The sequence below is a fragment of the Rhodococcus sp. P3_B8 genome, from assembly GCF_056402775.1.
Map to the genome: position 1 here is coordinate 29,620 of NZ_JBFUGT010000019.1, position 25,337 is coordinate 54,956.

The window sequence follows — 25,337 nt, forward strand, 5'->3', positions numbered from 1 at the left end:
CGGGACGTTAACAAGTACTCACGGGCGCGGGAGCGCACGCCAGACGGCGGCGGGGGTCATCGGGATCCGCCGAAGCCGGGCGCCGGTGGCGTCCGCGATCGCATTGGCCAGGGCGGGGGCGACCGGGTTGTACGGTGACTCGCTCATCGACTTGGCGCCGTGCGGGCCCAGTTCGTCGTAGGTGTCCGCGAAGTAGACCTCGGTGTCCGGCACGTCCACGAGCTGCGGAAGGTGATAATTCCGGAGTTGCGGGTTGAGCACGGTCCCGGCGCCGTCGAGCAGGATCTCCTCGTACAGTGCGCTGCCGATCGCCTGCGCGACACCGCCCTCGACTTGCCCGCGGCACTGCTGCGGGTTGAGGACCGTGCCGGCATCCGCCGCCTGGATGGACTGCAGGATCCGGACCTCCCCGGTGACGGTGTCGACCGCCACCCGGAACGCGTGCACGTTGAACACCACCGAGCGGGGGGTACCGTCGTGCCTGCCCTCGGCGCGGATCGGTCCCTCGGGCACCAGCTTGTCGAGTTCGACGACCCGCCCGGCGACCTCGACCGCGTCGGGTGTCAGCGCGCAGTCGGCGTCCTCGGCGGCACCCGCCACGCGGCGAGCGACCTCGAACAGCTGCTCCCGCAACCGGGTTCCCGCAAGATGCACCGCCTTACCGGCGACCACCGTGCCCGCCGAACCGAACGCGCCGGTGTCGTGCCCGGCGACGTCGGTGTCGGATTGCAGCACGGTGATCCGGTCGGCGGTGGTGCCCAACGCGGACGCGGCGAGCTGGGCGTGGACGGTGGTGGTGCCGTTGCCGAACTCCGCGGTGCCCACCCGAAGTTCGTACCGGCCGCCCTCGACGAGGGTGCAGGACACGTCCGCGAAGTGCCCCCGCGGCGGAATGGTCGCGATCATCGACGCCGCCATGCCCTCACCGACCCGCCACTGCGGGCCGTCCGGCGGGGGCACGTCGTTGCCGCGGCGCAGTGCGGCCTCGGCCAGGTCGAGGCATTGGTCGAGTCCGTAACTGCCGTACGTGAGGTCGCCGCGCTCCACTTCGGCATCGACGAAGTCGTCACCCGGGACGACCACGTTGCGGCGGCGCAGTTCGAACGGATCGACGCCCAGCTGCGTCGCCAGCTGATCGAGCGCGGATTCCACCGCGAAGATGACCTGGCCCAGACCGTAGCCGCGGAACGCCCCGGACGGCAGGTTGTTGGTGTAGACGGCCTGGGCGTCCACCCGCTTGTTCGGCGATCGATACAGCGCAACGGATTCGCTGCAGCCGTGGAACATCACGCCCACCGAATGATTGCCGTACGCACCGGCGTCCGAGAGCACGTCGACGGCGAGCGCCGTCAGCTTTCCGTCGCCGTCGGCCCCGACCTTCACCGACACGCGCATGGGATGCCGGCACGGGGCGATAGTGAACTGGTCGGAGCGGGTGAACTCGTACTGCACCGGTCTGCCGGTGCGCAGAACGGCGAGGGCGACGAGATCCTCGACCAGCATTTCCTGTTTGGCGCCGAAGCCGCCCCCGATGCGGGCGGTGAACACCCGGACCTGTGAGCGGTCGAGCGAGAACAGGTGGGCGAGTTCGTCGCGGACGAGGAAGGGCACCTGGGTGCTGCTGCGGAGGGTGAGCCGCCCGTCGGAGTCGAGCCAGCCGATGGCCGAGTGGGTTTCGAGATGCGCGTGCTGCACGCGTTGCGTCTGCCACGTGCCCTCCACCACGGCGCCCGTGTCCCGCGCCGCCGCGAGCCCGGCGGCGAGGTCGCCGACTTCGCCGTGGACCTCGGCCACCAGGTTCCGGGCCGGGTCCGCGATCCGGGCATCGGCGCCCTTGTCGCCGTGCAGCACGGGGGCGCCGGGGCGGCGTGCCAGGTCGGGATCGAAGACCGGTTCCAGTACTTCATACTCCACGTCGATCAATTCCACTGCGCGCCGGGCGATGTCGACGGAGTCGGCGACGACGGCCGCGACCCGTTGCCCCCGGAACCGGAGGATCGTGTCGAACACGTAGGTGTCGTCGGGGTCGTCGGTGCGGAACTCGTGGCGGGCCGTGGAGAAGGCGACGTCGGGACTGTCGCGGTGGGTGAGCACCGCGTGGACGCCGGGCAGCCTCTCCGCGGCGGAGGTGTCGAGTCGGGTGATGCGGGCGTGCGCATGCGGGCTGCCGAGGATCTGGATGTGCGTCAGGCCCTCGACGGCCAGATCCAGTGTGAAGGGCTCGGCGCCGCACACCACCCGGGCGGCGGCGGGCGCGGGAATGGAGCGGCCGAACGACTCACCGGCACTGTCCGATTCGGTGGTGCACACGCCGCCGACGGCGTCGCGAATGGCGCGATAGCCGGTGCAGCGGCACAGATTCCCCTTCAGTGAGCGCGGCAGGTCGGCGCGTTGGCCGGAGTCCAGCGCGGACGCGGTCACCACCATCCCGGGGGTGCAGAACCCGCACTGGAAGCCGGCCGCGTCGACGAACCGCTGCTGCACGGGGTGGAGTCGATCGGGACTGCCGAGACCGGCCGCGGTCGTCACCTCGCGGTTCTCGGCGCGGTGCGCCGGCACCACACACGAGTGCACCGGGGCGCCGTCGAGCAGTACGGAACAGGCGCCGCAATCGCCGGCGTCGCAGCCCTTCTTGACCGCGAACCGCTGCTGCTCCCGCAGGAAGGTGCGCAGGCACTGACCAGGCCGTGGGTCTGCATCCACCGACTGTCCGTCGACCGTCAACTTCATTCCAGCTCCCTCCTGATCTCCTCGGCGAGGACTCCCGTGACGTGCCGACGCCAGTCTGCGGCGCCGTGCGCGTCGGTCAGGTAGTCGTCGGGGGAGATCCGTTCCGACAGAGACTCGCTCAACACGTCGGGACCGGGAACGGTGGGGAAGCGGAGGACGAACGGGCGGACGGTCGACGCGGTGACGGTCAACGCGAAACCGTCCACGTCGACCCGTCCGGCCAGCAGGGCGCCGGACCGTCCGAGCGGCGAGTACGCGATCTTGCGCAGCGACGTGCGGCCCCGCAACGCGGCGGCGGGGAGGTGGATGCTGCGGATCAGGTCACCGGCTCCGAGCACCGTGCGACCGGCATCGGTGACGAATCGGTCGACCGGAACCCGGCGTTCACCCCCGTCGGCGGTCCAGATCAGGAGTTCGGCGTCGAGGGTGCAACACAGGGTGATCATCGCCCCGGCCGGGAGCGCCAGCGCCAGGTTGCCGCCGACGGTCGCGGTGTGCCAGATCTTCCACGACGCGACCAGGGACTCGGCGCACGGCCGGAACAGGCTCGCCGCCGTCCACTCCGCGGGAAACGGTGCGTTGCAGAGGTTCTCGATGGTGCACGTCGCGGCGAGCTCGAGTCCGTCGTCGTGGACGGTGATCGCAGGCCAGTCGAGGGTGGTCAGGTCCACCAGCCGGGTGACCGTCGGCTGCGGTTCCGAATACAGCCAGGTGCCGCCCGCCAGGAATGCCGTTCCGGGTTCCGGGGCGGGTAGGTCGTCACGGCTGCGCGGGGCCGAGAGTTCCGTCACGAACGACAGATCCATCGACTCACCCCGCCTTACGCACCAGGGCCCGGTGGGCCTGCTCGACCTCCGCGGCGACGTTCTCCTCGTTCACGGTGATCACTCTCCCACGCTCGACGACGGCTCGCCCGTTCACCAGAAGCAACTCCAGCGGCGGTGTGACTCCGAGTACGAGCGCCGCCACCGGATCGGTGATGCCGGAATGTGCGAGGGTGTCGACCCGCCACAATGCGAGGTCGGCCAGTTTGCCGGGCTCGAGAGTGCCGAGTTCGTCCTCCCTGCCGAGTACCCGGGCCCCGCCGCGCGTGGCGAGTTCGAGGGCGGTGCGCACCGTCATCTCGCCCGGGCCGCCGCGGGCCCGCGCGAACAGCACGGCGTGCCGGGCCTCCTCGAGCATGTTGCACGCCTCGTTGCTGGCGGCGCCGTCGACGCCGAGCCCCAGAGGAACCCCCGCCGCGTGGAGGTCCTTGGCGCGGGCGATCCCGGCGCCGAGGCGCGCATTGGACGTGGGGCAGTGGGCTGCCCCGGTTCCGGTGCCTGCCATCGCGGCGATCGCGACGTCGTCCAGGTGGACGGCATGCGCGTACCAGACGTCGGGGCCCACCCAGCCGAGTTGCTCCATGTACTGCACCGGGGTGCAGCCGAACCGCTCGTGGCAGAAGTCCTGCTCGTCAAGGGTTTCCGCGAGATGGGTATGCAGCCGCACGCCTGCCGAACGGGCGAGGGCCGCGGCCTCGGTCAGGAGGTCGGCGGTGACGGAGAACGGCGAGCAGGGGGCCACCGCGATTCTCAGCATCGAGTCGGGAGCCGGGTCGTGCCAGCGGTCGATGACGTCCTGGGTGCCCTTCAGGACGTCCTCGAGACGCTCCACCACCGAATCCGGTGGCAGTCCGCCCTGGCTGTGGCCGAGGTCCATCGACCCTCGGCTGGGGTGGAAACGGAGCCCGACGATCTGCGCGGCCTCGATCTCGGCGCCGAACACGTCGCCGCCGTCGCGTGGCACGACGTAGTGGTGGTCCGTCGTGGTCGTGCAGCCGTGCTTCGCCAGCCAGGCGAGACCGCCGGTGGCCGCGGTCCGGACGGCGTCGGCGTCGATGCCCGCCCAGACCGGGTAGAGGGTGGTCAGCCAGCCGAACAGGGTGTCGTCGGCGGCGAGCCCACGGGTGATCCACTGGTACAGGTGATGGTGCGTGTTCACCAGCCCGGGGGTGAGCAGGCAACCCCGTCCGTCGACCACCCGCGCACCGTCGATCACGGGCGCGGGACCGGCACCGATGTCGACGATGCGATTGCCCCGCACGACGACATATCCGTCCGGGTACTCCGTGCCCGCCGCGTCGACAGTGGCGACGTACGCGCCGGAGACGACGACGGTGCCCGAGCCGGCATTCATCAGCTGAGCCAGCCCGCGTACGCCGACCATGCGGGCCCGGCGTCCGGGGCATCGGACCGCTGCACCGTCGCCTGGATCAGGCCGTAGGGGCGGTCGGCGGCGTGGAAGACCTCGTTGTCGTTCTCCACACCGAAGCGGGCGAGGTCGTGGGCGAAGTGATGCTTGTTGGGCGCGGACAGGCGCACTTCCGCGAGCACAGGGTAGCGCTCGAGGATCGCCTTGCCGATCTCGTACAGCGTCTGCTGGAGGGCGAGCGAGTGGACGGTTGCGAACGTCGCGACGATCTGCTCCTTGATGCCGGCGTAGACACCGTTCCAGTCCACGTCGGTGGTGACGAACCGCCATTGCACGACAAGCGAAGTCGCCATCACCCGATCGTGGGTCTCCTCGAGGATCGTGTACTCGTCCTTCAGGAATCCGAAGAACTCGCTGCCAGTGGACTTGAGGATCACCAGATCCTTCAGCCCGCCGACCACCCACGTGCCGTCGGCGTCGACGGTGATCGCCGCGGTGCGCACCTCTTCACCCTTGCGCACCCAGGTGTGGTCGTGCTCCGCTCCGTCGACCACCGCGCGCTGCCAGGCGTATTCCTCGATCTCGATGCGGGCGCCCTCGACCGGGGCCACGTCGTCCACGAAGTGCCGTGCCAGCGTCAGCCCGTACTCCTCGATGGAGTCGAGTCCCTTCTCCTTCGCGTAGGAGTACGCCGTCTGCTTCTGGGTGTCGGTGGGCAGCACCGAACTCTGGTCGCCGGCGAGATGCGCCGCCGAGAAGTCGCCTCGTAGGCAGGTCGACACGCTCACGTCCCGGATCTCGTGCCGGGGGGTGTCGCGGTAGATCCGCACGATGCGGTTCTCGGCTTTGCCGTACTGGTTGTCGCCCAGGACGATAGCGCCGGTGAGGTCGGTCATTCTTCAGCTCCCGCGGTAGGTGGAATAGGCGAAGGGGGACAACAGCAACGGGACGTGGTAACCGCGCTGCGGGTCGTCGAGGACGAACGTGACGCACACCTCCGGGTAGAACGTCTCCTGGCCGCGGGCGGCGAAGTACTCGCCGGTCTCGAAGACCAGCGAATAGGTGGCCGCGATCAGACCCTCGGGCGCGATTTCGGCGATTCGGCCGTCCGCATCGGTCGACGCGCTCGCGATGACGTCGCGTTCAGGTGACAGCAGGTGAACGAACATCCCGGCCGCGGGTGTGCCGTCGGTGGCGTCGAGCACGTGGGTGCTGAGGATCTTGGACATCAGGGTGCCGTGTCTCCGATCTCGCCGAGAAGGCGTTCGAGGCGTATCCGGTTGATGGCGGCCAGCTCGGTCCGCAGGATCTTGCGCTCCGTCGCGCTGTCGTTGCCGAGGCGGTCGCGCAGCACGTCCAGTAGTTCCTGCGCCGACCGGCCGGACGCGCACACCAGGTAGACGTGCCCGAACTTCTGCTCGTACTCCCCGTTACCGGCCCGCAGGCGCGCGCGGACGTCGTCGTCGGCGGACGCGACCGCCGACTGTTCGCGAGCAGACGACGGGTTGTCGGCCCGGTCCCCGATCCTCGGGTGGCCGGCCAGAGCCGCGTCGATCTCGGACTCCGTCAGGTCGTAGAGAACGTTGTCGGCGGCGGTGTACAGCGAGTCGGCGGACGGGAACGGGCGGCCGGCGGCCATCCGCTGCGCCCACACCGTCGACGAGCAGCACTGCACGAGCAGATCGACGGCCCGCGCGTCGCTCAGTGCGTTGAACGCGATCAGGCCGGGCGGTTCGGTCATGAGGGCTCCTCGCTCGTGCGCCTTTTCGGTACCTCTGGCTACCACTATGGCGCACCGGTGGCGGTCAATTCGGCGATAAGCCCCGCTTCGTCGACCCTGGTGCTGTGTCCGTCCCGGATCAGTACTTCGCCGTCGACCAGGACGGTGTCGACGATCTGCCGGCTCCCGGTGGTCAACAGCGTCGCGCCCGGGTCGCGGACCGGCAGGCAACCGAAGTCGCGCTCGAAGCGGATCAGGGTCAGGTCGGCCGGGCCGCCGACGGCCACACCGTCCGGGCGGGACGCGAAACCGAGATTCCCGTTCGCGCCGTTCGTCGCGAGGTCCATCATGGCGTCGAATCCGAACAGGTCGGCCGTCTTGCGATGCGCCCGCTGCACGTAGGCGCCCATGCGCAGCGTTTCGAGCATGTCCTGGGTGTCGTTGCTGGCGGCGCCGTCGACGCCGAGCCCGACCGCGATCCCCGCCGCGAGCATCTCCGGGACGGGGGCGACACCGCTTCCGAGCCGCATGTTGCTCATCGGGTTGTACGAGACGGCCACACCGCGGCGGGCCAGCACCGCGTGCCCGTGGGCATCGAGTTCGCAGCAGTGCACGGCGAGCAATCGGTCCCACAGGAACCCGTTCGTGTCGAGATAGTCGACCGCGCCTGCGCCGGCATGCTCACGGCACATCACGTCGTCGGTGGGCGTCTCCAGCAGGTGGATCGACACCGTCATATCGCGTTCGCCGGCGAATTGCCGCACCGCTGCCATCCCCTCCGGGGTCAGCGATCGGGGATTCGGGACGGCCAGACCGACCGCGACGCGTGTGCCGTCGGCCTGCTTGACCAGCTGGTCGGTGTGCTCGAGCACCCCGGCCAGCGGCTGCAGCAGGCGCGGGTCGACGCCCCACTTGCGCGTTACGTCCGCCCGGTCCGCGACTCCGCGACCGAGGAGCGCCCGCACCCCGGTGTCCTCCAGGGCGCGCAGCACCGCGTCGTGCACGTCCGCAGACGGATGTGGCCACATGTGCTCGACCAGCGCCGTGGTGCCGCTGCGCAGGGCGTCGAGGCTCGCGGCGACCGCGGCCAGATACGCCCGCTCGGGGGTGATGATCGCGGATTCCTCACCGACGGTCAGTAGCCAGCTGAGCAGCGGCTGCCCCTCGCCGATGCCGCGCATCAACGACTGCTGCAGGTGGGTGTGGGTGTTGACGAATCCGGGCATCAGGTATGCCCCCGCACCGTCGACCGCTGTGGCCCCCGACGGTGCCGGAGCGGTCGGGCGGATCTCGGTGATCAGATCGTCGGCGATCAGGACGTCGCGGTGCGGCAGCCAGCTGCCGTTGGAGTAGACGGTGACATCGGAAATCAGATCGGCATGCATCCGCATCCTCCATGGGTTCTCGGGAGTGCGGCTGGTTCGCGCCCGCCGGACACGGGTTCGCACATTGCTCGTTTCAGCCATGGGCAATGTGCCCCGAAATATAGCGGGATCGTGTTTCCATCAGATTTCCTGTGCAGAAACAGGTCTCGCGACAACCGAGGCGCAGAAGTCGACGAGTGCCGTGACCAGGGCCCCGCGCGCCGACAGTTGCGGGGCGTGATCGCTGTCCAGCGTCACCACCCGCGCGCCCGGCACCCGGTCCTGCATCGCACGCTGCGTCACGAGCGGCACCGAACGGTCGAGCGTCGCCTCCACGTACAGGCGGGGGACGGAGCCGAACCGCTCCGGCGTCCACGTCGGGGCCATGAGACGTGCAGTCTCGAGTTGCGGCAGCAGCTTTCGGGCAGCAGTGATCGCATCACCGGCCGACGCTTCGTGAAAGAACACGGCGGCCGCGGCTTCCGGCGGCACAATGGTCCCGGATCCGTCGGGGGTGGACTCCAGCCAGGCCGAGATCCCGACCGGTTCCGGCAGACGCAGGTCTGCGCAGAGGTCGCCGAAGTTGATTCCCGAGGGCAGCATCATTCCGGCGACGTACGCCACACCCGCGATCCGGTGCGGAAGGCGCTCGGCCACCTGGGTGGCCACGATGCCGCCTCCGGAGTGGCCGACCACGAACACGGGCCCGTCCAGCGAATCGATGTGTGCCACCGCCACATCCGTGACGTCATCCAGATCGGTTCGCGCGCCGTCCGGCCAGCTCCCCACGCCGGGAAGGGTGAGCGGGTGCGGCTCGTACCCGGTGTCGCGCAACGGCTCCAGAAGTGTGTCCCACACCCAGCTGCCCGCCCACGCGCCGTGAATCAATACGACGTGCCCACGGTTCACCGGGCGGCCGCCCGTTCTGTGGCGGCGAGAACCCGCTCGGTCTCCCGCCCCGCTGCGGTGTTCTTCTTGCCGTGACGGGAACCCGCCAGTTTCGCCTTGATGTGCTCACGGACCGTCACCGGCGCGTACCCGTCGTCGGCGTTTTCGCACAGTCCCGGCAGGGTCGCGATCACCGCGTCGACGTTGCCGTCGTGGAAGAACGCCGCCGATCGGCGGCGCGTGATCGTTCCGTCGACGACGGGCGGAGTAACCCGGTGCAGCGTCGACATCCACCGGTCGTTCGTGAGCCGGGCGGTGAGGTCGCCGAGGTTGACGAGCAGTGCGCCTTCCGCGGGGCTCACATCGTGCCAGCGCTCGTCGCGTCCGAGGACCTGCAGCCCGGCCACCCGGTCGGCCCACAGCACCGTGACCAGTCCGAAGTCGGTGTGCTCACCCATGCCGGTCAGTTCGCCGTCCAGGGTGACACTGCCTTCCGGCAGCGCGTAGTTGTTCATGCGGAGGACGTCGATGGAATGGTCGGTCAGGGCGGTGAAGAAACCCGGATCGAGCCCAAGGGCGTCGGCGAAGATCCGCGTCAGGGTGCGGGCGACGCGTTCGCCGTGCGCGTAGTACTCCTGGACGGAGTCGGTGAAGGAGGGCACCTCGGGCCACACGTTCAGTCCGTAGTCGGCCTCGGACAGGTCCAGGTCCGGGAACGACCGGGCCTCCGTTCCGACGTTGTAGGCCTCGAAGAAGTCGTTCATCCGGGTGGCCGATTCGACGCCCAGACTCAGGCTGAGCGACTCGCTCTTCGGCGGGCTGTACCCGCGGTTGGCGCCCTCCACGCGATACGTCTTCTTCGTCTCCAGGGGCAGCGCGAAGAAGTCGTCGACGGCGCCGGCGAGTCCCTCGATCACCGGTTCGGGGATGCCGTGACCGAGGATCTGGATGAATCCGACGGTGGCGCAGGCGGAGTCGATCTCGCGCGCCACCCGATTGCGTTCCGAGTCGGACCCGCCGGTCACGTAGGGGGAGATGTCGATGACGGGGACGTCGAACGGCTCAGGCACGGGCGGCAACATGCGGCTCCTCGGAGGTCGGGGGAACGGGATCGGCCGCAATGACGGGTGCGGAGGCGGCGCGCGCGGTGGCGCCGATCCGGGTGTGGTTGAACAGCAGGTTCAGGGAGAACGCGGAGATGGCGGCGAGTGTGATGCCGCTGCCTAGCAGGATCTGGGCGGACGAGTTGAAGTGCTCGAACATGCCCTCGGCGAACTCGGGGAGCAGGCCGATGCCCACCGACACCGCGACGATGGTGGTGTTGATCCGGTCGCTGAGATCCACCTTGCGGAGGGTGTTCATCCCCACCACCGCGACCGTCGAGAACAGGATGATGCCGACACCGCCGACGACCGGCGCGGGCAGGGCCGCGACGACGGTGCCCATCTTCGGGATCAGCCCGAGGACGATCAGGATGGCACCGCTGGTGGCCGTCACGTACCGGCTGTGGACGCGGGTGGTGGCGACGGCTCCGACGTTCTGCGTGAAGATCGTGTCGACGAACGCGTTGAAGATGCCGCCGAGTACGCCGGACAGCGCATCGCCGACGAGGCCGCGGGCCACGTCGCCCTTGGTGAGCGGCTTTCCGGTGATCTCGCCGAGGGCCAGCATGCTCGCCGTCGACTCCGCGAACACCACGGCCATCACGATGCTCATCGCCACCACCGCCGTGATCGGGAACTCCGGTGCCCCGAAGTGGAACGGGGCGGTGATGCCGAACCAGGGGCTGCCGGTGACGCCGCCCAAGTCGATCAGGCCCATCGGAATTGCGACGAGCGTGCCGATCACGAGGGCGAGGAGCACGCCGAGTTGGGTCCAGATCCCGCGGCCGAGGCAGAGGAAGGCGATCGCGACGAGCACGACGACACCGGCGAGCATGATGTTGCCGGGATCCGCGAAAGTGTCTGCCGTCGGATCGTTTCCGACGATGAGGCCGGCGGCGACGCCGATCAGGGAGATGCCGACGACGGTCAGGACGACACCGGTGACCAGCGGTGGGAAGAACCGGATCAGCCGCGCGAAGGGTACGGCGAGGGCGAGTCCGACGAGGCCGCCTGCGAGCATCGAGCCGTACACCGCCTGCAGTCCGTATTCCTCGGCGATGAGGATCATCGGAGTCAGCCCGGCGAACGTGGCGCCGCAGACGATCGGCAGCCGTGCGCCCGCCAGCTTCCCCACTCCGAGGCTCTGGATGATCGTGATGATGCCGGCGACCAGAAGGTCGGCGCTGATCAGCAACGCGACGGTGGACTTGTCGAGTCCTACTGCGGCACCGAAGACCAGCGGAACGGTGATGCAGCCGGTGTACATGATGAGCACGTGCTGCAGACCGAAGGCCGCCTGCCGCACCAAGGGCAGGCGCTGGTCGACTGCGTGGAAGGACATGGGTCGATCTCCGTCCGAGTGAAGGGAGCGTTCGAGTTCACGTTCTATTGAGCACGCCAATCTTTACTAAGCAGGGTCAATTTCGTTTCGTCCGTGTTATCAGTCGCGGATTCCGCGAAACACGGTGCTAGCGTTCGCCTCATGGACGAGGATCAACGCCTACTGGCCGTCGCCATCGGCACCGCGATCAGATCGGCCCGGCGAGACGCGGGACTGACCCTGCGCGACGTGGCGGCCAAAACGGGACTGTCGCAGCCGTTCCTGAGTCAGGCCGAGAACGGCCACTCGGTGCCGAGCGTCATGAATCTCCACCGGGTGGCCCAGGTGCTGGGAACCACGGCACACGCCCTGCTCGAACAGGGCGCGCGGACGCCGACCAGCCTCGTGCGCAGCCGCGAGGGCAGACGCTTCGCGCTGTCGGACGGCGCCGTGCTCCGCTTCTGCTCCACGGGCGTGCGCGCGATGGAACCGAACGAGGTGACAGCGCAACCGGGTTCGCAGGCCGGCGAGCACACCGAACACGCCGGCGAGGAGTTCATCTACGTCATCGACGGCAGCGTGCGCGTGGAAGTGGGCGTCGAGGAGAGTTACGTGCTCGACAAGGGAGACACTCTGTACTACCCGGCCACCGTGCCGCACCGGTGGTTCAACGACGCCGCGGAACCGGCACGGTTCCTCATCACGAGCACCCCGCCGTCCTTCTGACCGTCAGCGGCCGAAACCCTCGAGCAGTCCGGTGTACTTCTTGGGCAGGGGAGCCGCGAACTCTCCACCCGCGCCGGTTCGCAAACCGAGCGTCACGAGGGACTGCACCATGAGGGTGGCCGCCGCCACGCCGTCGACGACCGGCACCCCGAGTTCCGCCGAGATGACGGCGCACAGGTCCGCCATGCCTGCGCACCCCAGCACGATCGCGTCCGCACCGTCCCGGTCGAGGGCGACGCGGCAGGCCTCGGTGATCACCTTCACCGCATCCGGATCGCGGTCGAGGTCGAGGACGGCGATCTCGCACGCGTGCACACCGAGGCAGAAGCGTTGCATCCCATACCGTTCGGCCAGTTCCCGGGCCCGGCCCCGGGTTCGTCCCAGCGTCGTGACGACGCTGAACCCGCGGCCGAGGAAGCTCGCGGCGTGCATGGCCGCCTCGGCGATCCCGAGGACGGGCCCGGAAGCCAGCTCACGGGCGGCGTCGAGGCCGGGGTCGCCGAAGCAGGCGATCACGTAGCCGTCCACGCCGGCCGTCTCGCCACGTGCGATCTCCTCGAGAAGCCCGGGGACGCTGAGTGCTTCGTCGTAATGGCTCTCGATCGACGCGGGACCCATCTGCGGGCTCACCGCCTCGACGAGCGTCCCCGGCCCCGCGACGGAGCGCGCGCAGTCGCCGATCTTGTCGGTCATCGACTGGGTGGTATTGGGATTGATGATCTTGATGTGCACGTTCGTCGACCTACGCTTCGATCGGGGCCGTGCGATTCGCACGGCGGGCGCCGGCGGACAACCCGAGGTAGCAGACGAATCCGACACCCATGCCGAGGAACCACGAGTACTGGGCCGCACCCGCCATGCCCCAGACGTCGAGTCCGAACGGCTGGGCCTTGAGGATCACGGGAATCATCGCGACCAGGGCTCCGATGACGGTGGAGATGATCGCCGCCGGGTTGTAACCCTTCTTGTACCAGTATGTTCCGCTCTCGGACATGGTGAACATGTCGTCCAGGATCACCCGCTGCCTGCGCACCAGGTAGTAGTCCGCGATGAGGATTCCGAACAGCGGTCCGATGAATGCCCCCAGCGTCTCGAGCGTGTAGTGGATCACCTCGGGGTTGTTGTACAGGTTCCACGGTGTGATCAGGACGGATCCGACGGCGGCGATCATTCCGCCCGTACGCCAGCTGATGCGCTGCGGGCTGACGTGGGAGAAGTCGAAGGCCGGGGAGACGAAGTTGGCGACGATGTTGATCCCGATGGTGGCGACGATGAAGGTGAGGAGGCCGAGGACGACGGCGAACAGGTTGTCCATCTGCGCGACCGTCTCGACGGGATCGGTGATCAGACGGCCGTACACGGGCAGGGTCGCGGAGGCGGTGACGACGGTGAGGATCGAGAAGAACAGGAAGTTCACCGGGAGGCCGAGGAAGTTGCCGCGCTTGACCGCGCCGAACGTCTTGCCGTACCGGGAGAAGTCGCCGAAGTTGAGCATCGGGCCCGAGAAGTACGACACGACAAGGGCGATCGCGCCCAGCACCACAGGCACAGCGGACCAGCCGGTGTAGTTCACCTCGCCGAGGTTCAGGCTGATGTTCGACCATCCGGCCTCGCTGATCAGATAGATCGCGAGCATCAGCATCACCACGTAGACCGCGGGACCGCAGAAGTCGATGAACTTGCGGATGCTCTCCATGCCGCGCCAGAAGACCAGCGCCTGCAGCACCCACATCGTCATGAACCCGGCCCAGCCGAGCGCCGACAGTCCCAGGAATCCGTGCTCGTGCACGTCCGCCCAGGGCGCCAGACCCGGCCAGATCTTCAGGCCGAGGATCACGAACGCATGCGACGCCAGGTACGTCTGGATTCCGTACCAGGCCACCGCGATGAGACCGCGGATGATGGCCGGGACGTTGGCGCCCAGAACGCCGAAGGCGCTGCGGCACATGACCGGGTAGGGGACACCGGTGACCTGGCTGGGCTTGGCCACCAGGTTCGCGAACACGTTGACGATCGCGATGCCGACCACCAGCGCGACGAGGACCTGCCAGCTGGTCAGCCCGAGCGCGAACAGGCTGCCCGCGGTGACGTAGCCGCCGACGCTGTGCACGTCGGACATCCAGAACGCGAAGATGTTGTAGGACGACCACGACTGCGTCTTCAGCGGCGCGAGATCGTCGTTGGTGAGTCTCGGGTGATAGCCGGGCTTGATCAGCCCGGCGCCGGCCAGGTGTGCACCGGGGACGGTTTCCCCCTCGTTGGAGGGCGCTGTCTGAGTCATCGTTTTGCTCCCTGGTGCAGTACGGACACGACTGCGTCGACGTAAGGGTGCCTCGGTGAAAAGCACACCACCGAAGTGCTGGGAGCAAAAGTAGTTTTCGGATATTTCCTGCCTGTGACGGCGAAGATATATTCTCGCCGGCGCCGGTGCGAGCTGAGAATATATCTTGCCGGACGGCTTACCCGGGCGTGTCCCGGAAGATTCCGGTGTCCGTGGGGAGGGCGGCGATCACCGTGTCGAGTTGTTCGTTGTGCCGGTCGGTGGCCGCCTTCAACGCGGCGGCGTCGCGGGCGAGGAACGCCGCCAGCATGTCCCGGTGCCCGAGGTGGAGCTGCAGCCGCGCCGGCGTCCCGACCTGCGACATCGGCTGCACCGGCTCGGTGATGTTCCACGCCGATTCGAACATGTGCAGCAGTCGCTGCATCCGGCAGGGCGACGCCAGGGCCAGGTGGAAGTTGCGGCTCTCCCGGTGGTACGCGGTCAGATCGTCCTCGAGAACCGAGCGGTCGAGTGCCGCGTACGTCTCCCGGGCCCGGGCGTCGTCGGCCTCGTCGGCGAGGGTGATCGCCACGGAGTGCGCCGCCGACTCGAGGACGCCCCGCACCAGGTAGAGCTCCTCGAGTTCGTCGACGGTCAGCCGGGCGACCGTGTACCCGGCGTTGGCCCGGTGGTCGACGAGCCCCTCGCCGATCAGCGTCTTCAGCGACTCCCGGATCGGAATGCGGCTGACGCCGAAGTGCTCGGCCACCTCGTCCACCGGGATCGGGGTGCCGGGCGGGGCGCCGCCGCTGAGGATCACTCGGCGCAACTCCTCCAGGATCACGGTCTGAGAGCTGCCGGGATCGCGGTTGGCCAGGTTCGTGACCAGCATCGACGGTCGTCGCGGGGGCATCGGTCCGTCCTCAGGCGGGGTGTACGGCGCGCCAGTGGCGGGCGATCTCGATGCGCCGGGCGACCCACACGTCGTCGTGGGACTGCACGTGATCGAGGAAACGTTCCAGCGCCGCGGTGCGGGCGGGCCTGCCGACGATGCGGCAGTGCAGACCCACGGACAGCATCTTCGGCGCCCCGGCCGTTCCCTCCGCGTACAGGACGTCGAAGGCGTCCCGCAGGTGCGCGAAGAACTGCTCGCCGCTCGGGAAACCGCCGGGCGACGCGAACCGCATGTCGTTGGTGTCGAGGGTGTACGGCACCACCAGGTGGTCGACGAGGCCCTTCCCGGGGGCATCGACCTTCACCCAGTACGGGAGGTCGTCGGCGTACGAATCGGAGTCGTACTCGAAGCCGCCGTGCTCGACGACCAGCTGCCGGGTGAGCGGGGAGTCGCGGCCGGTGTACCAGCCCAGCGGTGCCTCGCCGGTGAGGTCGCGCAGGATCTCCACGGCCTCGGCCAGGTCCTTGCGCTCGGCGTCCTCGTCGGAGAGCTGGTACGACTTCCACCACAGACCGTGGCAGGCGATCTCGTGTCCGAGTTCGCGAAAGGCACTGACGGCCTCGGGGTTCCGCTGCATCGCCTTCGCCACCGCGAAGATCGTGAGTGGAAGCCCTCGTCGCTCGAACGCCCGGAGTACGCGCCACAGTCCGGCGCGGGACCCGTATTCGTAGATCGATTCCATGCTCATGTGCCGGTTCGGGAACGGCTGGGCCCCGACCATCTCGGACAGGAACGTCTCCGACGCCTCGTCGCCGTGGAGCACGTTGTTCTCGGCGCCCTCCTCGTAGTTGAGGACGAACTGGACGGCGATCTTCGCGCCGCCCGGCCACTGCGGATCGGGCGGGTGCTGCCCGTATCCGACCAGGTCGCGTGGGTAGCTGGAGTCGAAACCGTGGGTCATGATGCCAAGCCTGCCCGACCGGCCTCGGTCAGGGAACCCCACAGGCGTAACCGCGCCGTGCCGCCGTCCCGTTCGCGGACGCTCGCCTCGCCCGGGGGCGGACTGTGGAAGCTGGGCGCGGTCAAGGTGTTCGGGCTCACGGGTGCGGCTACCTCCTGATCGGCGTGGGGGCAAGTGTAGGGCGTCGGAGTGGGTGCTGCGGGCGGTCCTCGTGCGCGGCGAGGTGCTCAGCTCCCCGGAACCACCGCCCGGGTGAGGAGGTCGCGCAGGGTGTCCACCGTGCATCCGGGGGCCTGCGCGCGGACGGCGTCCTCGTCGAACGCACCGCACGCCAGTCCCCGCAGGATCACCGTCGCGAGGGCCTGTGCGGTCGCCGGTTCGTCCATCACCCCGCCACCCTGGCGGTCGAGGTACGCCTGCACGCGGGTGGCCGCGGCGGRCAGCGCGGCGCGGTAGAAGTCGAACGTCGCGAGCCAGCGGGTGATCAGGTGCCCGGGATGCATGTCCCATCCCTGGTAGTACCCGCGTTCGAGCGAGCGGGTGACGAGTCGGTAGTGCCGGGCCAGCGCGGCGCGGATCTCCTCGTCGCTGCCCTGCGGGATGACCTGGGTGGATCCGTCGCACACCCACACCCCGGTCTGGGCCGCCGCCACCAGCATCACGGACTTGGCGTGGTCGGCCACCGGGTGCTCGAGCGACTGGAACCGGGACGCGATTCCGCAGGCCGCGCTGTAGTCGTAAGTGCCGTAGTGCAATCCGGTGCAGCGCCCGTCCGCGAGGTGGATGGCCTTCGCGACAGTCACGGTGCCGTCGGGTCCGAGCACGGCCTGCGGGCTCTCGATCTGCAACTCGAAGAGCAGCGACCTGTCAGGGAGCCCGTACGCGCGCTCGAGTTCCTCGCACAACGCGACGACGGCGGTGACCTGCTGGGCCGCACGCAGTTTCGGCACCGTGAACACGAAACCGTCGGGAACCCCACCCGCGCCTTCGAGGACGAGTTCGAGCGTCCGGATCCCGCGGCGGCGCTCGTGCGGGGCCAGACCCTTCGCGCGGATGCCCAGCGACCGCGGGCCGGACGGGTCGGACGAGAGCAGTCGCAGCGTGCGCCCCGCCTCCAGTGCAGCCGCGTCCTCGACGTCGTCGCTCCGCCAGCCGTAGCCGTCCTCGAAATCGATCCGCAGATCCATGATCGGACGGTGCTCGAGCATCGTGCGGACGTCGGGAAGCGCACCGGTCGTTCCGATTTCGGACAGCGCATTCGAGTGCCTGTCCAGCAGTTCGACAGCCTGCTCACCCCACACCCTCGGGGTGTCCGGTCCGGCGTCCGCCGCACTCACGTAGACGGTGTGGACGGGCTGCGGTTGCTGCCGATCACCCGGAAAGGCGTCCGCGAGGTCGGTGTCGACGGGATCGAGGAGTGCGTCGACGCGGTCGAAACCGCTGTCGGGGAGACGGCTGAGGTACTGGGGGTTCACGCCACGATCTTGGCAGAAACGCGGGATTCTCGTCGTCCACACCCCGCCGGGTGGCGTTCGTTCAGGCCGTCACACCGCGCAGATACCACTCGACGGCGCGGGCCAGCTGCCGCACGCTGCGATCGGTGCCTGGCTCGATGCCGTCGAGTGACCGGGCTCCCACGAAACGGTCGAAGACCAGGCCTTCGACGACGCTGACGAAGTCCGCGCCCGCGTTCTCGGGGTCGGCGACGCCGAGAGCGTCGAACATTTCGGTGGCGCGGGCACGGGAGAACAGGCACGTCGCGAGGAGTGCGTGCAGGTCGGCGTCACCGGACAGTTCGACGGTCAGCGCGTGCCGCGCGACGACGTCGTCGTGGCGGGTGTGCAGCAGCCGGTCCAGCGACCGGGCCACGCCCTCGGCGACGGATGCGAGGTCGAGTGGTGGGGCCGTCGTGGTCGCGAATTCCTGCCGCGAGCGTTCGGCGAGCCGGCGCACGGCGGATTCGATCAGGGCTCGCCGGGTGCGGAAGTAGTAGGACGTGGACCCGCCCGGCAGATCCAGTGCGCGGTCGACGGCCCGATGCGTCAGCGCGCGGATGCCCTCGCGCGCGATGATCGTGATCGCCGCGTCGGCTATCTGCTCACGCCGCTCGGGCACGGTGTCTTCCTCCTCACATCGGCTTGTCGCCCGAGACTCTACATTCGTAGTGTTTCCTCTGTGGATGTAGAGGTTCTGTTGGACGACGCGCAGCGCGCGGCCGCGGCCGTCCTGCACGAGACCGCTGAGGGCCTGGGGCAGGGGAGGCCCGGAGTTCGCGGCGTGTACCTGTGGGGGCCCGTCGGACGTGGCAAGACGTGGTTGATGGACCGTTTCTACGGGTCGGCCGCGGTCCCGAAGCGGCGCGTGCACTTCCACTCGTTCTTCCGCCGACTCCACGCCGACGCGCACGCGCTGAGGTCCATCGACCTCGCGATCGACGCGGCACTCGGGGATGTCCGGCTGCTGTGCTTCGACGAGTTCCACCTGCACGACGTCGGGGACGCGATGCTGGTCGCGCGACTGCTGAAGGTCCTGTTCACCCGCGGGATCACGCTGGTCGCCACATCGAACTATCCACCGGACGGGCTGTTGCCGAATCCGCTGTTCCATCACCTGTTCGCGCCGTCGATCGCCGTGCTGGAACAGAATCTGACCGTCGTGCGGGTGGCCGGTCCCGTCGACTACCGCACCGTGGCCACGGCGGACGCCGGGTTCGCTTCCGGACGTTTCGTCCGTGCCTCCGACACCGAGCCTCCGGCACTGTCCGAGCGCGTCGCCTTGACCGTCGGGACCCGCACGGTGACGGCCTCCGCGGTGCGGGACCGCACGGTCTGGTTCGAGTTCGCGGTGCTGTGCGGCACCCCGACCGCACCCGCCGACTACCTCGACCTGTCCGAGCGGTTCGGATGCTGGGTGATCACCGGTGTGCCCCGATTGCGGGAGGCAGGCGTGGAGACCGTGCGGCGGTTCGCGAACGTCGTCGACGTGCTGTACGACCGGGGAACCGCCCTGACCCTGGTGGCCGAAGCCTCGTGGGACGACGTGTTCGCCGGGCTCGACGACACCCTCGACTTCGACCGGCTGGTGAGCAGGCTGTCGACGCTGAGCCGGTGACCACCGAGGCAGACCCGTACGTGGGTCCGCCTCGGTGAATCGATCAGACGTACCGGCTGTACGCGGGGAGGTCCAGCTGGCCGTTGCCGGACAGTCCGATGACCACGACCTCCGGCTCGGTGACCGTGCGGGCGTGCTCGATGGCCGCGGCCACGGCGTGCGTGGATTCCGGCGCCGGGATGATGCCTTCCGCGCGGGCGAAGAGCAGGCCCGCGGCGAGTGCGTCGTCCTGTTCGATCGCGGTCGCCTCCATCAGCCCGAGGGCGACGGCGTGCGAGACCATCGGCGACATGCCGTGGTACCGCAGACCGCCCGCGTGGATGGCGGGCGGAACGAAGTCGTTGCCGAGGGTGTACATCTTCAACAGCGGCGTCAGACCGGCGACGTCACCGAAGTCGTAGCGGTACTCGCCCCGCGTCAGCGACGGGCACGCCGCAGGCTCACACGCGACGAGGCGGGTGGAGGTGCCCTCGCGCAGATTGCGACCCAGGAACGGGAACGTCAGTCCCGCGAGATTGGAACCGCCTCCGGCGCAACCGAATACCGTGTGCGCGGCAGGCTCGCCCGCCTCCTCCAGCTGGACCATCGCTTCCTGGCCGATCACGGTCTGGTGGAGCATGACGTGGTTGAGGACGCTGCCCAGCGAGTAGTGCGCGCCGGGATCGTTGGCGGCCACCTCGACGGCCTCGCTGATCGCCATGCCCAGCGAACCCGTGGTGTCGGGATGCTCGGCCAGGATGGCCCGGCCGGCTTCGGTGAGGTCGGACGGCGACGGATGACAGATGCCGCCGTAGGCCTCCATCTGGAGTCGACGGTACGGCTTGGCGTCGAACGAGGCGCGAACCTGCCAGACCTCCACCTCGAGGCCGAGCAGGGCGCCGGCGAACGACAGCGACGCGCCCCACTGACCCGCGCCGGTCTCGGTGGTGAGCTTGGTGGTGCCCTCGAGTGCGTTGTAATAGGCCTGTGCCACAGCCGTGTTCGGCTTGTGCGATCCGACCGGGCTGACACCCTCGTACTTGTAGTAGATCCGTGCCGGTGTGCCGAGCACCCGCTCGAGGCGGCGTGCGCGCACCAGCGGCGACGGCCGCCACATGCCGTAGATCTCGCGGACCGTCTCGGGGATCTCGATGTACCGTTCCGTCGCGACCTCCTGCTCGATCAGGCTCGCGGGGAACAGCGGTGCCAGGTCTTCCGGTCCGAGCGGCTCACGTGTGCCGGGATGCAGATGCGGCGGAACGGGTTCCGGAAGATCGGCGGCAAGGTTGTACCAGTGCGTGGGTACGGCCGAGGGGACCGCAACCCCCAGAGGTTCCAGCGATCGAGCCAGTTCGGCTCCGGTTACCGGGGACGTGGTCAAGTAGAACTCCTTCGTGGATGGATACGTCCCGAACATGCTGCGCTGTCCGCCGCCGTGAACGGGTGATTTTCCCGGTCCCCGCGTGTCACGATGGAGGGGCAACTCGGGAGTGAGGATGCCGGACCGTCGCGTGCGAAGCAGGGTCGTCCACACGGTCGCCCTGCTGGCGGCCGTCGTGACGGTCACCCTTGCCGTCCGGGTGGTCCCCGCGCCCGACACCCCCGCGACACCGTCGGAGCCGGGCGCAGGTGCGACGCGCGCTCTCATCATCCTCTCGGCGATCGCCGTCGTCGTCGCGGTGGTGGCGCTCGCGTCCGCCTTTCGCAGCGGTCGGCCGAGGGTCGCACCCGACCCGCCGCCGGTCGGGCTCACCGGAAACACCGGGTCCTCGGTCTCGCGCCGGCACATTCTCGGATGGGCGGCGTTCGCCGCGCTTCTCGTGACCGCGGCATTCCTCCTCGGGTCCGTCGGCGGTGACGAGCCGCTCGACCGTCAGCGGTCGACGGCAAGCCCGACCACCGACGACGGGGCCGACCGAACCGACGCGTCCGTGCCCGCCGACACACGCCCACCGCCCGACATGGTGGACGAGGCCCGCGACGACCTGACGGAATTGTGGACCGCGGCAGCGATTGCCGGTCCGATACTGGTGACCGTGCTGATCCTCGGCGCCGTGGCCCGGCGCCCCCTCCGGGCCCGGGTCGGCGGCTGGACCGCCGCGAGTTCCCCCGACGATCCGGCTGCCTCGCAGTCGCTGGCCCGGGCGGCGGAGGAAGGTCTCGCCGTGGTCGTGGCCCCGAGCCTGCCGCCGCGTGAGGCCATCATCGCCAGTTACGCCGCCATGGAGGATGCGCTGCGCGAGGCGCCGGGCGCCGAACCGCGGGAGTCGGACACCCCATCCGAAGTGCTGGCTCGCGCAGTGCAACTCGGAGCGCTGCGCTTCGAGGCGGCGGCGCCGCTGGTGCGGCTGTTCTCCGAGGCGCGGTTCAGCCTGCATCCGATGGGCGAACAGCACCGTGACGAGGCCGCCGATCTGCTCCGGCGCGTGCTCGACGACCTGGGGAGCGACGCGTGCTCGCCGTCGCCGTAGCCGGTGTCGGGGCCGTGCTGGCCGTGGAGGTCCCGCTGGTTGCCGCCGGCCGGTACAGCGCGGCCGTACTGGTCGCGGGAGCGGTGACCGCGCTGGTGCTCTTCGAGATTCGACGACGCCTGGCACCCGGGGACGTCGACGACCAGCCGCTGGGCACGGAGGCCGAACGAGCCGAGGCGACCGCCCGCTGGATGGCGCGGACGGAATCACTGATCAGCTGGGCGGACGGCACGCGCGGCGACTGGGATCACCATCTGCGTCCGCTCCTGGCGCGCGAGTTCCAGCAGTCCACCGGACACCGGCAGGGACTCGACCCCGCCGACACCGCGGCCGCGGGTGAGGTGTTCTTCGGCGACTTGTGGCAGTGGGTCGATCCCGAGTGCGTGCAGCGCTCCGACAGGGCCGCACCCGGTCCTGGCCGGGACGTGCTCGACCGGATCCTGCAACGGCTGGAGCAGCTGTGACGATGCCCGCCGAGGTCACCACCGCGCGCGCCCACGCGGTGCTGGCGGAGGTCGAACGGGCGGTGGTCGGCAAGCACGACGAACTCACGTCGATCCTGCTCGCGGTACTCGCCGGCGGGCACGTGCTCATCGAGGATCTGCCCGGGCTCGGAAAGACTCTGGTGGCACGATCGTTCGCTGCCGCGCTCGGGCTGGACTTCACGCGGGTCCAGTTCACCCCCGACCTGTTGCCCGCCGACCTGCTCGGCGCCACCATCTACGACATGCCGTCGGGGCGCTTCGAGTTTCGTCCGGGTCCGATCTTCACCAACCTGCTCCTCGCCGACGAGATCAACCGCACCCCGCCCAAGACCCAGGCCGCACTGCTCGAGGCGATGGCGGAAGGGCAGGTCAGCGTCGACGGCACCACCCGGATCCTGCCGCGTCCCTTCATCGTGCTCGCCACCGACAACCCCATCGAGTACGAGGGCACCTACCCGCTGCCCGAGGCGCAGCTGGACCGGTTCGCGCTCCGCCTGCGGCTGGGGTACCTCACCGAGGCCGACGAGCACGAGATGCTGCGCCGGCGGCTCGACCGGGGATCCGCCGCCGTCGTCGTCGAGCAGGTGGTCGATGCGGCCGACCTCCTGGCGATGCGCGAATCGCTCGAGCAGGTCAGCGTTCATCACGACGTCCTCGGGTATGTCGTCGCGCTCGCGAATGCCACCCGGCATCACCCGCAGGTGGAGGTCGGGGCCAGCCCCCGCGCGGAACTCGACCTCGTGCAGCTCGCGCGGGCGCGTGCTCTCCTCTCGGGCCGCGACTTCGTCATACCCGAGGACATCAAGGCCCTGGCCGTTCCCGCTGTCGCGCACCGCATCAGCCTGCGCCCGGAGATGTGGGTGCGCCGCATCCGCAGCGATGACGTCCTCGCGGAACTGTTGCGTCGTCTCCCCGCGCCGAGGGCACGATGACGGAGCACCGGCTGACGTGGCGGGCGTCGCCGGCAGCCCTCGCTCTGACGACCTGCGCGGCCGTGGCGCTGACGGCGGGTGTCGTGGGGCGGTGGTGGGAACTGATCGTGTTCGCTGCCCCGATGCTGGGGGCGCTCGGCACGGTGATGTGGTTACCCCGCCCGGCCACCGGCGTCCGCGTCGAGGCGTCGGCTCGCATGCTGCGGTGTTTCGAATCCGAGTCCGTGCACTTCTCGGTGGACGTGACGACGTGTGGTGGTGCGGCGGAACTCGAAGTGGCACCGACGCCGTCCGACGGCTACACGGTCGAGCAGATCGACGACGGCGACTACGTGGTGTCGGCGGACCGGTGGGGCCGGTACGAACCCGCACTGACGGTCACGGCACGTGCAGGCGGCGGCCTGCTCACGGCGTCGCTGCCGGTTCCCGTCGCGGAACTGCGAGTGTTCCCGTTGGCGCCGCCGATGCCGACTCCGTTGCCCCACGCCACACTTCCGGACCGGATCGGCGCGCACCGCACCCGCCGATTCGGTTCGGGCGTCGAGTTCGGGGACATCCGGCCGCACGCGCCGGGGGATCCGTTGCGCAGCGTCAACTGGCCGGTGAGTGCCCGGCGCGGCCGGCTCCACGTGACCGAACGGATCATGGACCGCGCCGCGGACGTCGTCGCTGTACTCGACACCACCCCGCAGGCACCGGGCCCGGCGTCGCAGAGCCTGCACCGGACCGTGCGCGGGGCCACGCAGGTGGTGCAGACGGCCCTGCAGCGCGGCGACCGCGCCGGGGTCGTCGCCCATGGGCTCCGGCTGCGATGGCTCGGCGCCGACATCGGACGCAGGCAGTTCTACCGAATCCTCGACACCGTCCTCGACTCCGACTCCGACGCCGGCGCCGCCGAAGGCACACTCGTCCCGCGGGTCGCGTTGCCGCCGCGGGCGGTGGTCATCGCGTTCTCCACCATGCTGGACACCAACTTCGCGCTGTCGCTGCTGGAGTTGAGGCGGCGCGGTCACGTCGTCGTGGCCGTCGACGTGCTGCGCGGCCCGCCGTTCGAGTACGAACTCGATGCGATGACCGGCAGGATGTGGCGGCTCGAGCGGCGGAACATGTACCGGAACATGGGTGTGCTCGGTGTTCCGGTGGTGGCGTGGGACGACGATTCCGCACTGGATCTGGCGCTGGCCCTCGCCGATCGTGCCCGCCGGCCGTCGGGGGCACTCCGATGAGATGGGTCGCGGTGGTCGCGGTGCAGGCAGCGTTGATCGCGCTCGTCCTGGGCGACGCGTCGGCGCTCGCGGCCGCCGCCGCGGGGGTCGCCGCGACGGCACTGCTGCTCGTCGCGTACACCGGCCTCGCACCGGGAATCTCGACGCTACTGCTGGGCGCGGTCGTCACGGCGGCCGCCGCCGGTCTGGCAGCGACACTGCCGGACGGCCCGGCGTGGGCGTCCCTGCTCGGGCCGGTTGCGGTGGTGGTGCTGTTCCTCGTCGCGGTGTGGCCGTACGTCGGCAGACGCACGACCGAGAGTCAGAACCGGCGGATGCTATAGATGTGGAACTGCGACAGCGGCGCCAGACCTACCGGGACGCCGCGTCCGTACGCATTGAAGACCTGACCGAAGCCCGCGTAGATACCGATGTGCGACGCGTCCGGGTTGAGCACCACGATGTCGCCGGGAGCCAGCGCCCACAGCGGAATGGGTGCGCCGACCTCGGCCTGCTCCCACGTGGTGCGTGGCAGATTCACCCCCGTCTGCCGGAATGCCCACTGCACCAGCCCCGAGCAGTCCCACGCGTCCGGACCCGTCCCACCCCACAGATAGGGCTTGCCCGTCTGGGTCGTCGCGGCCGCGAGCGCGGCCAGCCCGGTCGGGGTGGGAATGGGTGTCGGGAGAACGGACGAACCCATCGAACTGCCGCCGGTGCTGCCGCTGTCGGAACTGCCCGCCACAGGCGCGGCGTTCGCGGGGAAAGCGACGAGGGCGGTCGCGCAGAACGCGAGAGCACCGGCAACGGCAGCGCGCCGCACGGGACGGAGATGTCTGCGCTGGGACACGAGGTCCCCCCTTTGTTCGCTACTGCTCGTGGAGAGCCGTGGAACCGCCCCGACCATCGGTTGACACGTCTCGATGAGGTCACGGAAAGCGTACAAAGTGTTGCGGCATCGTGCCTGATATTCGCGAATATCCGTCCGAACTG

General features: G+C 69.3%; 26 protein-coding genes. 7 read left to right on the plus strand and 19 right to left on the minus strand.

Going from position 1 to position 25,337, the window contains the following annotated elements; all coding sequences use genetic code 11:
• Positions 1–18: 18 nt before the first annotated feature.
• From AC1D1G_RS10370 to AC1D1G_RS10415, 10 genes are all read right to left on the minus strand, one after another.
• Positions 19–2,730, minus strand: a complete 2,712-nt coding sequence (locus AC1D1G_RS10370; protein WP_283334913.1) for a molybdopterin-dependent oxidoreductase — start codon at positions 2,728–2,730, stop codon at positions 19–21.
• Complete coding sequence (locus AC1D1G_RS10375; RefSeq protein ID WP_283354690.1) at positions 2,727–3,536, minus strand: FAD binding domain-containing protein; 810 nt, start codon at positions 3,534–3,536, stop codon at positions 2,727–2,729. The genes AC1D1G_RS10370 and AC1D1G_RS10375 overlap by 4 nt, the downstream gene beginning before the upstream one ends.
• Before the next feature lie 4 nt (positions 3,537–3,540).
• Entirely contained in the window at positions 3,541–4,908 is a 1,368-nt protein-coding gene (locus tag AC1D1G_RS10380) for an 8-oxoguanine deaminase (RefSeq protein ID WP_477951992.1), read from the minus strand.
• Positions 4,908–5,819, minus strand: coding sequence for a factor-independent urate hydroxylase (gene pucL, locus AC1D1G_RS10385; RefSeq protein ID WP_037242142.1), 912 nt, complete (start codon positions 5,817–5,819; stop codon positions 4,908–4,910). Before pucL ends, AC1D1G_RS10380 begins: the two co-directional genes overlap by 1 nt.
• 3 nt (positions 5,820–5,822) lie before the next feature.
• Positions 5,823–6,152, minus strand: a complete 330-nt coding sequence (gene uraH, locus AC1D1G_RS10390; RefSeq protein ID WP_005568751.1) for a hydroxyisourate hydrolase — start codon at positions 6,150–6,152, stop codon at positions 5,823–5,825.
• Entirely contained in the window at positions 6,152–6,664 is a 513-nt protein-coding gene (uraD, locus tag AC1D1G_RS10395; RefSeq protein WP_477951954.1) for a 2-oxo-4-hydroxy-4-carboxy-5-ureidoimidazoline decarboxylase, read from the minus strand. Before uraD ends, uraH begins: the two co-directional genes overlap by 1 nt.
• Positions 6,665–6,708: 44 nt before the next feature.
• A complete protein-coding gene (locus tag AC1D1G_RS10400; protein WP_477951955.1) occupies positions 6,709–8,028 on the minus strand; it encodes an amidohydrolase family protein in 1,320 nt (439 codons plus the stop codon).
• 120 nt (positions 8,029–8,148) lie between these two features.
• A complete protein-coding gene (locus tag AC1D1G_RS10405; protein WP_477951956.1) occupies positions 8,149–8,916 on the minus strand; it encodes an alpha/beta fold hydrolase in 768 nt (255 codons plus the stop codon).
• Positions 8,913–9,977 (minus strand): isopenicillin N synthase family dioxygenase, encoded by a 1,065-nt coding sequence (locus AC1D1G_RS10410; protein WP_477951958.1) that lies wholly within the window; start codon positions 9,975–9,977, stop codon positions 8,913–8,915. The genes AC1D1G_RS10405 and AC1D1G_RS10410 overlap by 4 nt, the downstream gene beginning before the upstream one ends.
• On the minus strand, positions 9,958–11,340 hold the full coding sequence (locus tag AC1D1G_RS10415; protein ID WP_477951960.1) for a uracil-xanthine permease family protein: 1,383 nt from the start codon (positions 11,338–11,340) through the stop codon (positions 9,958–9,960). Before AC1D1G_RS10415 ends, AC1D1G_RS10410 begins: the two co-directional genes overlap by 20 nt.
• A 141-nt stretch (positions 11,341–11,481) precedes the next feature.
• Between AC1D1G_RS10415 and AC1D1G_RS10420 the strand changes: the two genes are divergently transcribed.
• The gene (locus AC1D1G_RS10420; protein ID WP_283354696.1) at positions 11,482–12,045 is read left to right on the plus strand and encodes a helix-turn-helix domain-containing protein; all 564 of its coding nucleotides are present in this window, start codon (positions 11,482–11,484) and stop codon (positions 12,043–12,045) included.
• Positions 12,046–12,048: 3 nt separating this feature from the next.
• On the opposite strand, the gene AC1D1G_RS10425 is transcribed toward AC1D1G_RS10420, so the two are convergent.
• From AC1D1G_RS10425 to AC1D1G_RS10455, 7 genes are all read right to left on the minus strand, one after another.
• Positions 12,049–12,777 (minus strand): aspartate/glutamate racemase family protein, encoded by a 729-nt coding sequence (locus AC1D1G_RS10425; RefSeq protein WP_477951961.1) that lies wholly within the window; start codon positions 12,775–12,777, stop codon positions 12,049–12,051.
• A gap of 10 nt (positions 12,778–12,787) precedes the next feature.
• Positions 12,788–14,326, minus strand: a complete 1,539-nt coding sequence (locus tag AC1D1G_RS10430) for an NCS1 family nucleobase:cation symporter-1 (protein ID WP_283334906.1) — start codon at positions 14,324–14,326, stop codon at positions 12,788–12,790.
• Positions 14,327–14,504: 178 nt separating this feature from the next.
• Complete coding sequence (locus tag AC1D1G_RS10435) at positions 14,505–15,218, minus strand: GntR family transcriptional regulator (protein ID WP_283354697.1); 714 nt, start codon at positions 15,216–15,218, stop codon at positions 14,505–14,507.
• A 10-nt stretch (positions 15,219–15,228) separates the two neighbouring features.
• Complete coding sequence (puuE, locus tag AC1D1G_RS10440) at positions 15,229–16,161, minus strand: allantoinase PuuE (RefSeq protein WP_105420936.1); 933 nt, start codon at positions 16,159–16,161, stop codon at positions 15,229–15,231.
• Positions 16,158–16,301: a hypothetical protein gene (locus AC1D1G_RS10445; protein WP_317570286.1), complete on the minus strand. Its 144-nt coding sequence runs from the start codon at positions 16,299–16,301 to the stop codon at positions 16,158–16,160. Before AC1D1G_RS10445 ends, puuE begins: the two co-directional genes overlap by 4 nt.
• Before the next feature lie 87 nt (positions 16,302–16,388).
• Positions 16,389–17,636, minus strand: a complete 1,248-nt coding sequence (locus AC1D1G_RS10450; RefSeq protein WP_477951962.1) for a DUF6986 family protein — start codon at positions 17,634–17,636, stop codon at positions 16,389–16,391.
• 61 nt (positions 17,637–17,697) lie between these two features.
• A complete protein-coding gene (locus AC1D1G_RS10455) occupies positions 17,698–18,276 on the minus strand; it encodes a TetR/AcrR family transcriptional regulator (RefSeq protein WP_477951963.1) in 579 nt (192 codons plus the stop codon).
• Positions 18,277–18,354: 78 nt separating this feature from the next.
• Here AC1D1G_RS10455 and zapE point away from each other — a divergent pair, with 78 nt between their 5' ends.
• Positions 18,355–19,272: a cell division protein ZapE gene (gene zapE, locus AC1D1G_RS10460; protein ID WP_477951965.1), complete on the plus strand. Its 918-nt coding sequence runs from the start codon at positions 18,355–18,357 to the stop codon at positions 19,270–19,272.
• 43 nt (positions 19,273–19,315) lie between these two features.
• On the opposite strand, the gene AC1D1G_RS10465 is transcribed toward zapE, so the two are convergent.
• Positions 19,316–20,632 (minus strand): TrpB-like pyridoxal phosphate-dependent enzyme, encoded by a 1,317-nt coding sequence (locus AC1D1G_RS10465; protein WP_477951967.1) that lies wholly within the window; start codon positions 20,630–20,632, stop codon positions 19,316–19,318.
• Positions 20,633–20,747: 115 nt separating this feature from the next.
• Between AC1D1G_RS10465 and AC1D1G_RS10470 the strand changes: the two genes are divergently transcribed.
• Genes AC1D1G_RS10470 through AC1D1G_RS10490 form a run of 5 tightly spaced genes read left to right on the plus strand, consistent with a single transcriptional unit; the run spans position 20,748 to position 24,688 of the window.
• Positions 20,748–21,722: a DUF4129 domain-containing protein gene (locus AC1D1G_RS10470; protein ID WP_477951969.1), complete on the plus strand. Its 975-nt coding sequence runs from the start codon at positions 20,748–20,750 to the stop codon at positions 21,720–21,722.
• Complete coding sequence (locus AC1D1G_RS10475; protein WP_280779032.1) at positions 21,704–22,186, plus strand: hypothetical protein; 483 nt, start codon at positions 21,704–21,706, stop codon at positions 22,184–22,186. The genes AC1D1G_RS10470 and AC1D1G_RS10475 overlap by 19 nt, the downstream gene beginning before the upstream one ends.
• Entirely contained in the window at positions 22,183–23,139 is a 957-nt protein-coding gene (locus AC1D1G_RS10480; RefSeq protein WP_283354704.1) for an AAA family ATPase, read from the plus strand. The genes AC1D1G_RS10475 and AC1D1G_RS10480 overlap by 4 nt, the downstream gene beginning before the upstream one ends.
• Entirely contained in the window at positions 23,136–24,365 is a 1,230-nt protein-coding gene (locus tag AC1D1G_RS10485) for a DUF58 domain-containing protein (RefSeq protein WP_477951971.1), read from the plus strand. The genes AC1D1G_RS10480 and AC1D1G_RS10485 overlap by 4 nt, the downstream gene beginning before the upstream one ends.
• Positions 24,362–24,688, plus strand: a complete 327-nt coding sequence (locus AC1D1G_RS10490; RefSeq protein ID WP_317570280.1) for a hypothetical protein — start codon at positions 24,362–24,364, stop codon at positions 24,686–24,688. The genes AC1D1G_RS10485 and AC1D1G_RS10490 overlap by 4 nt, the downstream gene beginning before the upstream one ends.
• Here AC1D1G_RS10490 and AC1D1G_RS10495 read toward each other — a convergent pair.
• The gene (locus AC1D1G_RS10495; RefSeq protein WP_477951993.1) at positions 24,667–25,167 is read right to left on the minus strand and encodes a C40 family peptidase; all 501 of its coding nucleotides are present in this window, start codon (positions 25,165–25,167) and stop codon (positions 24,667–24,669) included. The genes AC1D1G_RS10490 and AC1D1G_RS10495 overlap by 22 nt on opposite strands.
• Positions 25,168–25,337 lie beyond the last annotated feature (170 nt).